We start from the raw sequence: 13,711 nt of genomic DNA on the forward strand, positions 1-13,711 counted from the left end.
ATTGTCATTCGTCTGCATGCAAAAAAAGTACTTTGACTAAATAAACCGAATGTAAGTTAAAACAGCATTGATTTTTTTTTAATTCAAAATAACGATATATTTGAATCCTGTAATTATTAAAACAAATTAAACCAACAATATGAAATTACTGGAAGGAAAAACCGCGATCATTACGGGAGCGAGTAGAGGAATCGGTAGAGGAATTGCCGAAGTTTTTGCCAAACAAGGTGCCAATGTTGCTTTTACGTACAGTTCTTCTGCAGCGGCGGCTCAGGAATTAGAAAATGAATTAACGGCTTTAGGAGTTAAAGCTAAAGGATACCAATCAAACGCGGCTGATTTTAACGAAGCTCAAAAATTAGTGGATGATGTTATTGCCGAATTCGGAAACGTGGATATTTTAATCAACAACGCCGGAATTACAAAAGATAATCTGTTAATGCGTATTTCTGAAGAAGATTTCGATACGGTTATCGACGTGAATTTAAAATCGGTATTCAATATGACGAAAGCCGTACAGAAAATTATGTTGAAAAACCGCGCCGGTTCTATCATTAATATGAGTTCCGTAGTAGGTGTGAAAGGAAATGCCGGACAAACCAACTACGCGGCTTCGAAAGCGGGAGTTATTGGTTTCTCTAAATCGGTGGCCTTGGAATTAGGGTCTCGTAACATTCGTTGTAATGTAATCGCTCCGGGCTTCATCGAAACGGAAATGACAGCCAAATTAAATGAAGATGTAGTAAAAGGCTGGAGAGAAAGTATTCCTTTAAAAAGAGGCGGTTCTCCGGAAGATGTGGCAAACGTTTGCGTGTTTTTAGCATGTGATATGAGTGCTTATGTTACCGGACAGGTTATTAACGTTGACGGAGGAATGCTAACTTAATAACTAAGTTACAAATTGTGTTATCAGTTTTTTACGAACGAATAACCACCCGAGCGTTAGCGAACTGACGAAGTAAATAACCAAATAATCAAAAATGACAACAAGCACAATTTTACTTTTATTGCTATCTGTACTGATTGCTGCCGGATTGTCGTTTTACCATTACTTATACAAAGCCAATTACAAGTCAAAACTGCACTTGTTTTTGGCTTTTTTACGTTTTGTTTCCTTGTTTTCTATTTTCGTATTGTTAATCAATCCGATTATTTCCAGAAAAACATTCGAAACAACCAAAACTCCGCTGCCTATTGTTGTTGATAATTCACAATCAATCAACGAATTGAATCAAAATAACATCGCAAAAGAGCTTTCCAAAAAATTAACCAAAAACAGCAAACTGAAAGACAAATTCGAGGTGCAGTTGTACCGGTTTGACAGCGATTTTCAATCGGGTAACGAATTGGATTTCAAAGGAAAACAAACGCATATCGATCAGGTTGCCCAAAATTTAAAACAGTTTTACCGAAGTCAAAATCATCCGGTGGTTTTAGTAACCGACGGAAACCAGACTATCGGAAACGATTACGTGTACAGTTTTCAGCAAAACACCGCTGTTTATCCTTTGGTTTTAGGAGACACAACCACATTTTTGGATTTGAAAATCAATCAGTTGAACGTAAACAAGTATGCTTTTCTGAAAAACAAATTTCCGGTGGAAGTGTTTCTGCAATACAACGGAACCAAAACGATTAATGCGACTTTCAATATTCAACAGGGAAATGCCACCATTCACAAGCAAACGGTTTCGTTTTCGCCTTCTAAAAAAGCACAGGTTGTTTCTGTTTTACTGAATGCTGATAAAGTAGGAGTGCAGACTTTCAAAGCGGTGATTTCGTCTTCGGAAAAGGAAAAAAACAACTACAACAACACTAAGAATTTTGCGGTTGAAGTAATCGATCAGCGTTCGGAAATTGCTTTAGTTTCCGCTATAAATCATCCCGATTTAGGTGTCTTGAAACGTTCGGTAGAAGCTAATTTACAACGCAAAGTAACAATAGTTAAACCAAACGATATCAAATCATTACAGGATTACAATGTTTTGATTTTATACCAACCTACAGCCGAATTCAAATCCGTTTTGGATCAGAATAAAAACTTGGATTTAAACGCGTGGATCATCACCGGAACAAACACCGATTTCAATCTGTTAAACCAATACCAGAATCAGGTGCAGTTTAAGGTTTCCGGACAAAATGAAGACTATTCTGCCGATTTCAACCCGCAATTCAATTCGTTTGCTTTGGACAACATCGGTTTCGAACAGTTCCCTCCATTACAGCATCCGTTCGGAACAATTACGGTAAAACAAAATACAAATACCCTTTTAAAAGCAAGAATCCGAAACATCGGAACCGAAAATCCATTACTAACGTTCTCTGAAAACGGATTAAAACGAAACGCTTTTCTTTTCGGAGAAAACATCTGGAAATGGCGTCTGGAAAGTCATCTGAAAACCAAATCGTTTGAACAGTTTGATGTTTTCACGGATAAGGTGATTCAGTATTTGGCATCTAATGCGGCAAAAAAAACACTGAATGTTACGCACGAAAGTTTTTATAATTCCGGTGAAACCCTTGAAATTTCAGCACAGTACTTCAATAAGAATTATGAGTTTGATGAAAACGCGCGGCTAACCATCGCTTTAAAAAACAAGCAAACCGGTAAAACCAAGAATTACGATTTCTTAAAAGGAAACAGCGATTACAAAGTCAATTTGGATGGCTTGGAGTTTGGAAATTACAGCTTTACGGTTACCGAAAACAATTCCAAAACAAAATATTCGGGTAATTTTGAAGTCCTGGATTTTGAAATCGAAAAGCAATTTGTGAATCCGGATGTCGCCCGTTTGAATCAATTGGCTTCCAATACGAACGGAGAAGTCTATTATCCGTCTCAAATCGATGCACTGATTGAAAACCTGCTTAAAAACGACAATTATTTGCCAACAGAGAAAGCCGTAATCAAAAAAACACCTTTGATTGACTGGATCTGGCTTTTAATTTTAGTAGCCATTTCCCTTGCTGCCGAGTGGTTTACCCGAAAATATAACGGGTTATTGTAAATCGGTAATTACTTCTGATATTTTTTATGTTTCAGCATTTCCGAAGCCGTTTCATAATAGGCAATGGTTTCGTTTACCATTTTCTTATCCAATACTCTTCTGGGTTTTTCTTCGTAGTGAATCTGAAATTCAGCAGATAAACCTTCCTGTGACTGACGAATTAAATCAAACTGTTTTACTTTCCTAACCGGTGAGATAATCGTTAACATATTGTTCTCCACCAATCCTAAATCCTGATAGGTTGCGATAAAAGCACGCGGTTTATACTCCGGATTCCGAACATCTTCTCCGTAAAATTTACTTTGATAATTAAAATGCAACAACCCGAAAAGTGTTGGCATCAAATCGATTTGCGACATCAGCGTGGCGTTTTTTTCCGGTTGTATGAATCCGGGAGCATAAATCAGCGCCGGAATTCTATATTTTTCCATCGGTAATTCCGTTTTTCCCGAACTCGAAGCACAGTGATCGGCTACAATAACAAAAACAGTATTCTTAAACCAAGATTGCTTTTCCGCCATTTTAAAGAATTGATGCAAGGCGTAATCGGTATATTTCACGCCACCTTCACGGGATTTGGAATCGGCAGGAATATCGATTTTTCCATCCGGATACGTAAACGGGCGGTGATTGCTCACGGTCATCCAATGGTTAAAAAAGGGTTTTCCGGATTTCGATTCCTCGTTCATTACCCGTATGGCTTTTTTTGCCATATCCTCATCACAAACTCCCCAAATGTTTTCGAAAGTAACTTCATTGGGCTGCAATGTTTTTTTATCAACAACGGCATATCCGTTTCCACTGAAGAAACTTTCCATATTATCAAAATACGCATCGCCACCATACAGAAAATCAACCGTATAACCTTTCTTTTTAAAAATACTTCCGGTTGAAAATTTATTCTTATTGTCTTCCCGTTTAACCACACTTTCTCCAGCTGTTGGCGGCATGCATAACGTTACCGCTTCCAGTCCGCGAACGGTACGATTTCCTGTTGCGTAAAGATTGGTGAAAAGCAAACTTTTATTAGCCAAGGAATCCAGAAAAGGGGTGATGTTCTGTTCGTTTCCATAGGTTTTCATAAAATCGGCACTCAGACTTTCCACTGTAATCAGCATCACATTTTTATGTATTTCTTTACCGTTTTCATGAACTGCGTGTAGTGTTGATGTTTTGGAAATCGAAGGAATATGCTGCTTTAACATGGCGTAGGCTTCACTTTCCGGAAGCGTACCGTAAAATTTATAGTAATCCAATTCACTGTTCATAAAAGCCAGATAGAATTTATAGATGCCGTTGGATTGGAGCTCGTTAGCAAAAACATTTTGTGAATTTTCAAATTTCGCCAATGTCGGAACCGCAAATAACGCAACAGCAAACAGCGATAAATACATACCGGAAAGCTTCATTTTATCTTTGAACGAAGGAAGCTTATCCAGAAAAGAAGCTGATTTTTTCACAATGAAGTAGGTCGAAATCAAAGCCACGGTACCGATTCCCAAAAACAAAGGCACTACAGGATACGATTCGATAATATTGCCGATAACCGTATTGGTATAAACCAAATAGTCCACTGCAATAAAGTTATATTTTACACCAAACTCATTCCAGAAAAAGAATTCGCTGACCGCGTTTTGAATGATGATCAAAACAAAAATAAAAACGGTAACCGAATAAAGGACCAATCGAATTTTTCTTCGGAATCGCGGTAAAAAAAGAAGCAACCCAAACAAAACGGTTTTAAATCCCAGTAAAACGATTCCGATTGTAGGCAACACACCTCCGTATTCATTCAAAATGGTATTGAAAAAGGAAATGTAAAACAGCAGGCCAGTTAATAATCCGAACAATATATAACCCCAGGGTTTATAGTATTTCGAATCGGACAGGAAAATTTGATACAACCACAAAAAAACACTGGCCAACGAAAACACAAAGAAGTCGGAGACCATTCCAAACAATACCATTTTCAAAACCGATCCAAATCCAAATGCGGATTGGGTTATCGGATGAAAAATCAGAATTATTCTTAAAATCAGGTTCACAATCAGGTAAAAAGAACATAATTTTAAAAAAGGATGGATGCTTTTTGTTAACTTCATACGATTATTTTAAAGGACAAACTTATAAAACAATCATTCTGAATCGCTTAAGTTTGGCTTAAGATACTTTATCGGTTCTAATGTTGTTTTTTTAATTGTTTAATTTCGGTGCATAATTAGTACTTGAGCGATATGAAAATTTTAATTGTCGAAGATGAGGCAGGTATCTCCAACTTTTTGAAACAAGGTTTGGAAGAAGAAGGCTACATTGTTTTTGTAGCTGCCGACGGATTAACCGGACTGGAAACCGTAAAAAAGGAAACTCCCGACTTAATTCTGTTGGACTGGATGCTTCCTAAATTAACTGGTTTGGAAGTTTGCGAAGCCATTCGGACTTACGATAAAAAAACACCGATTCTATTCCTGACCGCAAAAGACACCGTTCAGGAAACCATTGACGGATTACGTGCCGGCGCTAACGATTATATAAAAAAACCATTCAGCTTTGAGGAGTTACTGGAGCGTATAAAAATTCATTTTCGAAACGATACCAAAACAGATGTGCTAACTTTGGGAACAATCAGCATAAATCCGTTAAGCCATCAGGTTTTTGTTGGAGATAAAGAAGTGATGCTAACCCAAAAAGAATACGATTTACTCAAATATTTAGTGGAACGAAAGGGAACGGTTTGTACCCGAAACAGTATTATTGAAGACGTTTGGGACATTCATTTCGAATACGATACCGGCGTTATTGACGTGTTTATCAATGCCATACGCAAGAAGCTCAATCTAAGCAAGGATGTTGAATTACTGAAAACAATTAGAGGTGTGGGGTATATCGCCAACGAAAATTAATTATGTCAAAAACCGAAACGGCTATAAAAGCTACCTATTTCAGCATCATTGGAAATACGTTACTTGCTTTAATAAAAGGCATCACCGGTTATTTTGGTAATTCGTATGCCATGATTGCGGATGCCATTGAATCTACTGCCGATATTTTTTCGTCGTTTTTAGTTCTTTTCGGAATCAAATATTCTAATAAACCGGCTGATGAAAATCATCCTTACGGTCACGGAAGGGCGGAACCACTAATAACCTTTATAGTAGTTGGATTTTTAATCACTTCTGCTACAATCATTGCTTATGAAAGCATTCAAAACATTAATACGCCTCACGAATTACCAAAACCTTTTACACTAATTGTCTTGGGAGCGATTATTCTATGGAAAGAGTTCTCCTTTCAGACGGTGATGAAAAAAAGTAAAGAAACGAAAAGCAGTGCTTTGGAAACCGATGCCTGGCACCACAGAAGCGATGCAATCACCTCTGTAGCCGCTTTTATAGGGATTTCTGTTGCGCTTTATTTCGGAAAAGGGTATGAAGCCGCCGACGATTGGGCCGCATTGTTAGCTTCGGTATTCATCCTGTACAATTGTTATAAAATTTTCAGACCCGCATTGGGCGAAATCATGGACGAACATTTATACCATGAACTGGAAGCCGAAATTATAAAAATAGGAGGTACAATACCAAACATGAAAGGCATCGAAAAGTGTTTCATCCGAAAAGCCGGAATGAAATACCATGTCGATTTGCATATCATAGTTGACGGAACCAAAAGCGTAAAAGAAGGCCACGACATCGCTCATGTTCTAAAAGACACGCTTCGTGCCGAGATAAACGAATTGGGCCACGTACTCATTCATGTCGAACCGGATTTTGAATCCATTTACCGCTAAAATCATGTTTTCATTTTCGTTCAGAAACAGAATCGCTTTCAATTATATCATCAGTACCGCATTACTTATTTTTGTGGTTTTCATCGTTATCCATCACATTGTCGAAATAACGGTTTACAATAGCATCAATGCCGATATTAAAACGGAAGTAGAGAAACACTTTAAAGAAATAAGCGTTAAAGACGGTCGTATTAATTTAACCCACAAAGACGAATGGAAAGAAAGGGAACACAATACCTTTGACGTTAATCCGGTTTTCGTTGAATTTGTTGACAGCAAAGGGAAACTGATTGACAAATCGCCAAATCTTAAAGACAAATCCCTTTATCTCACGGTCAAAGAACATGATAATGAGTTTTTTGATACACAGCTGGATGGAAAGATCATCCGTCAGATTCAGGTGCCTGTTTATGATAACAACAAAAAAGCAGGATACCTTATCGTTGCCATGTCACTGGAAGATGCGGTTATGGTTATCAATAGTCAGCGCGAAATTTTACTGATTGCTTTTCCACTGATTCTGTTGGTGCTTTTCTTCATCGCAAGAATTATTGCCGGAAGAAGCATTAAACCAGTAAGCACCATTATCAAAACATCATCAGAAATTACAAAAGACAATTTAAGTTCCCGAATCGCCTTACCCAAAAACAAGGACGAACTCTATCAGTTATCCAAAAACATCAATGAACTTTTGGATCGGATTGAAAGTGCCGTAGAACGAGAGAAACAGTTCACTTCGGATGCCTCTCATGAATTACGCACTCCATTGGCGGTTATCAAAGGAACACTGGAAGTTTTAATCCGTAAACCCCGTTCACAAGAAGAATATTTAGAGAAAATTAATTACTGTGTTTCCGAGGTAGATCGCCTGAATAATTTAGTGGATGAACTTCTTTTATTAGCGCGATTTGAAAATCAAAAACAATACGTGAAGAACGAAGAAGTCCTCTTAAATTCAACAATTCTGGATGTAACAACGCGATTTGCTCCAAAATTTCAAAACAAGAACATTACCGTAAAAACCGATTTTCATAAAGAGTACTACGTAAAAACCGACAATTACTTACTCTCCATAATTATCGGAAATATTATTTCCAACGCACTGAAATACACACCACAAAACGGTAACGTTACCATAAGTATTGCAAATGAAAACGGAAAAACCGTATGCAAAATAGCCGACAACGGCATAGGTATTAAAAAAGAAGATTTAAATGCAATTTTCGATCAATTTTATCGATCGGAAGCTTCCGCACATTCCGAAATCAAAGGAACCGGCTTAGGTTTATCAATTGTAAGGAAATTATGCTTACTTTTAAGTATCCAAATCAACATTAACAGTACACTAAATGAAGGCACCGAAGTGATTTTAATCTTTCCGTAAGGACATCTTAAGGCTATCTTAAGCTACCTTTTTTCTTTCATTTTTAAATTTGTTAAAAAATATAGTGATGGATAAAATTATTGGATTCAGCCTTCGAAATAAATTCATAATCATTCTTTTTACGATAGGAATAATTGGATTCGGATTGTTTTCTGTTTTCCAGATTTCCATCGGTGCGGTTCCGGATGTAACCAACAATCAGGTACAGGTAATTACCACGTCACGCAATCTTTCCACTGAAGATATCGAACAGTATATCACGTATCCGGTAGAATTGGAAATGGCCAATTTGCCCGGAGTTAAAGAAATCCGTTCCATTTCAAAATTTGGTTTATCTGTGGTTACCATCGTATTTGATGAAAATATAGGAACTTATCTTCCCCGACAATTAATAGCCGAAAAAATTAAAACCGCTTCCGAAAAAATCCCTCAAGGTTTCGGTACTCCCGAAATGGGTCCGATAACCACAGGTCTTGGCGAAGTTTATCAATACATACTCGATGTAAAACCCGAATATAAAAATCAATATTCGGTAACCGATTTGCGAACTATTCAGGACTGGGCAGTAAAACGTCAGCTCTCCGGAATTAACGGCGTAGTGGAAATCAACACTTGGGGCGGCTTCTTAAAACAATACGAAATTGCCATCAACACGTCGAGTTTAAAAGCGATGGATATTGAAGTCGGAGAGGTTTTCCGGGCTTTGGAGAACAATAACAGTATTGCCGGAGGTGCATATATAGAAAAAGAAAACCAGAGTTATTTTATCCGCGGAGAAGGAAAAGTAAATTCCGTTCAGGATATTGAAAATATTGTGGTCAAAAACGACAATGGCATTCCGGTTTACATAAAAAATGTGGCTCAGGTACGTTACGGAAGTGCGAATCGTTTTGGTGCAATAACGGCTAACGGAGAAGGCGAGAAGGTTTTAGGTCAGGTTATGATGCTAAAAGGCGCCAACTCAAAACAAGTTATTGAAGACGTAAAAAACCGTGTGGCCGAAATTCAGAAAACACTTCCCGAAGGCGTTTACATCAACGGCTTTTTAGAACGAAGCGAACTGGTAGGAAAAACAACGTTTACCGTAGCCGAAAACCTTATTCTGGGCTGCCTTATCGTAATTTTTGTTGTAGTTCTTTTACTTGGAAACTGGCGCTCCGGACTTGTAGTGGCCTCCGTAATTCCGCTTTGTTTGTTGTTTGCCATTTCGTTCATGAACCTTTTCGGAATTGACGCGAATTTAATGAGTTTAGGTGCCATCGACTTCGGAATCATTATTGACGGAGCGGTTATTATCGTCGAATTCATAGCCTTTCAGATAACCCAAAAATCGGCTGAATTGAAGCTGCTTTCCGGAGAGAACCAACAATCGGAAATCGACCGGATTACGCTTAAAAGTGCTTCAAAAATGATGAATTCGGCAATTTTCGGCCAATTAATCATCCTGATTGTTTTCATTCCGATTCTATCCTTAACCGGAGTGGAAGGCAAGATGTTCAAACCGATGGCAATGACTTTCAGTTTTGCGCTTGTAGGAGCGATGTTACTTTGTTTTACTTATGTTCCGGTGGTTTCCTCTTTATTTTTAAAACCAAAAGAAGAAAATCCGAATTCCCTGTCCAACCGCTTAATCAATAATATAAATTCCTGGTATTTGCCTGTAATCACATGGGCTTTACACAATACCAAAAAAGTACTTTACGGAGCGTTCGGCTTGTTAGTGATGGCAATCGGTTTGTTCGCAACGATGGGAGGTGAATTCATTCCAACCTTAGACGAAGGCGATTTCGTAATCCAACCTGTTTTAAAAACAGGTACTTCACTGAGTAAAACTATCGCTACAACAACAAAAATTGAAAACGTTATCCTTAAAAATTTCCCGGAAGTGAGTCAGGTCGTTAGCCGTATCGGAGCAGCCGAAGTACCGACAGACCCAATGAGTATGGAGGAAAGCGATGTTATCGTTAAACTGAAACCAAAATCCGAATGGGTTTCTGCCGACAGTAAAGATGAATTGGCCGATAAAATAAAAGAAGCCATCGAAAAACAGATTCCAAATATGGAAATCGAATTTACGCAACCCATCGAAATGCGTTTTAACGAATTGATTTCGGGTACGCGTTCGGATGTTGCGGTGAAAATTTTCGGAGAAGACTTGGAAGTGTTGGCCCGAAAAGCCAAAGAAGTGGAAAAAGCTATTAAAAACGTCGAAGGCGCTTCGGATATCATTATAGAAAAAACAGAAGGCTTACCGCAAATGGCCGTTCGTTACGACAGAAGTAAAATTGCCCGTTACGGATTAAACATTGCCGATTTAAATGAAATCATCGCGTTAGGCTTTGCGGGAAAAACGGTCGGTAATGTATTCGAAGGTGAAAAACGTTTCGACATGGTCATCCGATTGGACAAAACCAACCGCAGGGATATTGAAGATTTGCGCAATGTATATGTTTCCACGCCGGCCGGAGATCAGATTCCGTTGAGTGAACTGGCACAAATTGAGTATACCGAAGGTCCTGCGAAAATTTCAAGAGACAATACCCGCAGAAGAATTGTGGTTGGAATTAACGTGAGAAACCGCGATTTACAAAGCGTAGTCGATGATATTCAACGCATTGTGGAAACTAAAGTCAAAATACCATCGGGTTATCATGTTACGTATGGCGGACAATTTGAAAACCTTCAAAGTGCTAAAGCAAGGCTGATGATTGCGGTTCCCATAGCATTAATCCTGATTTTTATCTTGCTGTATTTTGCCTTTGGTTCCGTAAAAGAAGCCTTGCTGGTCTATTCGGCCATTCCGCTTTCCGCTGTTGGAGGTATTTTGTTCCTTTGGATACGGGATTTGCCCTTCAGTATTTCCGCAGGGGTTGGTTTCATTGCCCTTTTCGGAATTGCCGTGTTGAACGGAATCGTACTTATTGAACACTTTAAAGAATTGAAACATCAGGGAATGGAAGATATGAATGCACTTATTTTAAAAGGTACAACCGACAGATTACGACCAGTTTTATTAACCGCATCCGCTGCTGCATTGGGTTTTTTACCGATGGCAATTTCAGCATCGGCAGGAGCAGAGGTACAACGTCCGCTAGCTACAGTGGTAATAGGAGGTCTGTTCACCGCCACTTTACTGACCATGATAGTATTACCGATTTTGTACAAAGTTTTTGATTCCAAAGAAATAAAGAGACCCAAACTGAAAAAGAAACATAAAGGCGTCATTCCGGTTATTGTGCTTTTGTTAAGTTCGTCAGTCGCGTTTTCACAAAACAACAATACGGAGTTGGACAGTTTATTGTCAAAAGCCATAGCCAACAACAAAGGAATAAAAGCCGCACAATTGCAGGTTGATAAATCAAAAGCCGCTATTAATACCGCTTATTCTTTCGATAAAACAAATGTATATTACAGTTACGATCAAAATAATCTGGCGGTAAACAATATTCCGCTAAAGGTTTTCGGAGTGCAGCAGAGTTTTGCATTTCCAACGGTGTACGGAGCACAAAAAAAACTGCATAAATCGGAATATGAAACGCAGTTATCAAGCTTCGAAATCCAGAAAAACAAGCTGGCGCATAATGTAAGTCAGGTGTATCATGAAATCGTGTTTCTTCAGCATCAGGAAAAATTATACCGTTATCTGGACAGTTTGTATCAGAATTTTTCCAAAGCCAGCGACAGAAGGTTTGAATTGGGCGAAACCAATTATTTGGAGAAAATCACCGCACAGGCTAAATTCCGACAAATAAAAACCACGCTTTCGCAGATTGAAAAACAAAAGCAATCGAATTACGAACTATTACAATCGTTACTGCAAACGGATGAAAATCTGGCTGTAAAAAGCAATACAATAACGCCGATTTCAAATTTAAGTACCGAATCAAATAAAGCATTATATGATTCTTATTTTGAGAATATTACAAAAATATACGAAAACAAAAAAAGAATAGAGAAGCAAAATTGGTTACCCGATTTAAACCTGGAATATTTTCAAGGTAAAAACAGTGGTTTATCGCAATCGCTGTATGGATTTCAGGTAGGAGTTGCAATACCCATTCTGTTTTCCGGAAACATTGCCAAAGCGAAAGTAGCGCAATTGGAACTGCAAAGCTGGGAACAACAGAAACAAAATGAGACGCTGAAAATAGACAAATACATCAGTCAGAAAAAAAGCGAACTGGAAAAACATAACGAAGCCATAACGTATTACAACGAATACGGCAAAAAATTATCCGAAGAAATCATAAAAGTGGCCGATATGAGTTACAAACACGGAGAAATCGATTTCTTTCAATACATCTTAAGCCTTGACAGTGCCACGACAATTCAAGTCGACTATCTAAACAACGTTTTACAATACAACAAAACCCAATTGGATATCCAATATCTGAATTTTTAATTCATTACCAATGAAAAAGTATTTAGCAGCAATAATCGCCATTACCGTAATATTTTCGTGTAAAAAAACCGAAACAGAAGTTCCTGAAACCACCAATAACGGATTGATTTCGGTTACAAAAGAACAGTTTCAGTCGGGTGCTATGGAAATCGCCTCACCTGTAGAGCAGGATTTTGACGTAACCGTAAAAACATCGGGGAAAATAGATGTTCCGCCTCAAAATCGCGCCAAAGTGACCACTTTTTTAGGTGGTTACATTAAATCAACTTCGCTTTTGGTTGGAGACAAAGTTTCAAAAGGACAAGCATTGGTTGCTTTGGAAAACACGGATTTTATTGATCTCCAGAAAGAATATCTTGAAGTTGCCGAGCAAATCAATTACCTGAAATCGGAATACGAAAGACAAAAAACGCTTTACAACGAAAAAATAGCTTCACAGAAAAATTATTTGAAAGCCGAAAGCGATTACCGAAAAAACAAAGCAAACTACAACAGTTTACGTGAAAAATTACTTTTACTGAACATCAGTCCGGCTAATGTAGAACGAGGAAAACTGACATCCACCATCACTATTTACGCTCCAATTTCAGGAAACGTTGTGGTCATGAATGTGAATACGGGAATGTTTATTGCTCCGTCCGATGTAATTTTGGAAATCGTTCAAACCGATCACCTGCATTTGGAACTGGCTGTTTTTGAGAAAGATATCCTTAAAATAACAGAAGGACAAACTATAAAATTCACCGTTCCGGAAGCAACAAAAGATGTTTTCGATGCGAAAGTTCATTTGGTTGGAAAATCCATTGAAGGAAAAGACCGTACCATTAACGTACACGGCCATTTATCCGATGCGGTAAAACAAAAACTCTTAACCGGAATGTTTGTTGAAGCATCCATCATTGTAGATTCCAAAAAAGGTTTAGCAATTCCGACACAAGCTTTAATTACCGAAAACAATAAAAATTTCGTACTTTTATTACAAAGTGACAAAAACAACACCTATTCCTTTAAAAAAACGGGAGTTACTGTTGGTGAGCGATCAGAACAGTTTGTTGAAATTGTTCCTGACGCACAAATCAACGCCAATTCAAAATTACTAACCAAAGGAGTTTTTGATGTAGCCAATTAAC

The 13,711-nt window shown here is 38.1% G+C and carries 8 protein-coding genes; 7 read left to right on the forward strand and 1 reads right to left on the reverse strand.

Going from position 1 to position 13,711, the window contains the following annotated elements; all coding sequences use genetic code 11:
- Nucleotides 1–139: 139 nt before the first annotated feature.
- On the forward strand, nt 140–886 hold the full coding sequence (gene fabG / locus BLQ05_RS05625; protein ID WP_023576728.1) for a 3-oxoacyl-[acyl-carrier-protein] reductase: 747 nt from the start codon (nt 140–142) through the stop codon (nt 884–886).
- 94 nt (nt 887–980) lie between these two features.
- A complete protein-coding gene (locus tag BLQ05_RS05630; protein ID WP_023576729.1) occupies nt 981–3,008 on the forward strand; it encodes a hypothetical protein in 2,028 nt (675 codons plus the stop codon).
- An 8-nt stretch (nt 3,009–3,016) separates the two neighbouring features.
- On the opposite strand, the gene BLQ05_RS05635 is transcribed toward BLQ05_RS05630, so the two are convergent.
- Nucleotides 3,017–5,110: an LTA synthase family protein gene (locus BLQ05_RS05635; protein ID WP_035654595.1), complete on the reverse strand. Its 2,094-nt coding sequence runs from the start codon at nt 5,108–5,110 to the stop codon at nt 3,017–3,019.
- Nucleotides 5,111–5,242: 132 nt separating this feature from the next.
- On the opposite strand from BLQ05_RS05635, the gene BLQ05_RS05640 reads away from it, so the two are divergent.
- The 5 genes from BLQ05_RS05640 to BLQ05_RS05660 all read left to right on the forward strand — a co-directional run bounded on the left by BLQ05_RS05640 (nt 5,243) and on the right by BLQ05_RS05660 (nt 13,710).
- Nucleotides 5,243–5,908, forward strand: a complete 666-nt coding sequence (locus BLQ05_RS05640; RefSeq protein WP_023576732.1) for a response regulator transcription factor — start codon at nt 5,243–5,245, stop codon at nt 5,906–5,908.
- Between the two features lie 2 nt (nt 5,909–5,910).
- Entirely contained in the window at nt 5,911–6,795 is an 885-nt protein-coding gene (locus BLQ05_RS05645) for a cation diffusion facilitator family transporter (RefSeq protein WP_023576733.1), read from the forward strand.
- Nucleotides 6,761–8,179: a sensor histidine kinase gene (locus BLQ05_RS05650; RefSeq protein WP_244884964.1), complete on the forward strand. Its 1,419-nt coding sequence runs from the start codon at nt 6,761–6,763 to the stop codon at nt 8,177–8,179. Before BLQ05_RS05645 ends, BLQ05_RS05650 begins: the two co-directional genes overlap by 35 nt.
- 64 nt (nt 8,180–8,243) lie before the next feature.
- Entirely contained in the window at nt 8,244–12,581 is a 4,338-nt protein-coding gene (locus BLQ05_RS05655; protein ID WP_035654596.1) for a CusA/CzcA family heavy metal efflux RND transporter, read from the forward strand.
- A gap of 10 nt (nt 12,582–12,591) precedes the next feature.
- Complete coding sequence (locus tag BLQ05_RS05660) at nt 12,592–13,710, forward strand: efflux RND transporter periplasmic adaptor subunit (protein ID WP_023576736.1); 1,119 nt, start codon at nt 12,592–12,594, stop codon at nt 13,708–13,710.
- The last annotated feature ends 1 nt before the right edge of the window (nt 13,711 follow it).

Origin of the sequence: Flavobacterium saliperosum (assembly GCF_900100625.1) — a bacterium.
GTDB lineage: Bacteria > Bacteroidota > Bacteroidia > Flavobacteriales > Flavobacteriaceae > Flavobacterium > Flavobacterium saliperosum.

What these genes read in the sequence shown, in the direction of transcription:
- BLQ05_RS05630 (WP_023576729.1), top strand. Translation starts at nt 981, where the DNA reads ATGACAACAAGCACAATTTTACTTTTATTGCTATCTGTACTGATTGCT.
- BLQ05_RS05645 (WP_023576733.1), top strand. Translation starts at nt 5,911, where the DNA reads ATGTCAAAAACCGAAACGGCTATAAAAGCTACCTATTTCAGCATCATT.
- BLQ05_RS05635 (WP_035654595.1), bottom strand. Translation starts at nt 5,110, where the DNA reads ATGAAGTTAACAAAAAGCATCCATCCTTTTTTAAAATTATGTTCTTTT.
- fabG (WP_023576728.1), top strand. Translation starts at nt 140, where the DNA reads ATGAAATTACTGGAAGGAAAAACCGCGATCATTACGGGAGCGAGTAGA.
- BLQ05_RS05640 (WP_023576732.1), top strand. Translation starts at nt 5,243, where the DNA reads ATGAAAATTTTAATTGTCGAAGATGAGGCAGGTATCTCCAACTTTTTG.
- BLQ05_RS05650 (WP_244884964.1), top strand. Translation starts at nt 6,761, where the DNA reads ATGTCGAACCGGATTTTGAATCCATTTACCGCTAAAATCATGTTTTCA.
- BLQ05_RS05660 (WP_023576736.1), top strand. Translation starts at nt 12,592, where the DNA reads ATGAAAAAGTATTTAGCAGCAATAATCGCCATTACCGTAATATTTTCG.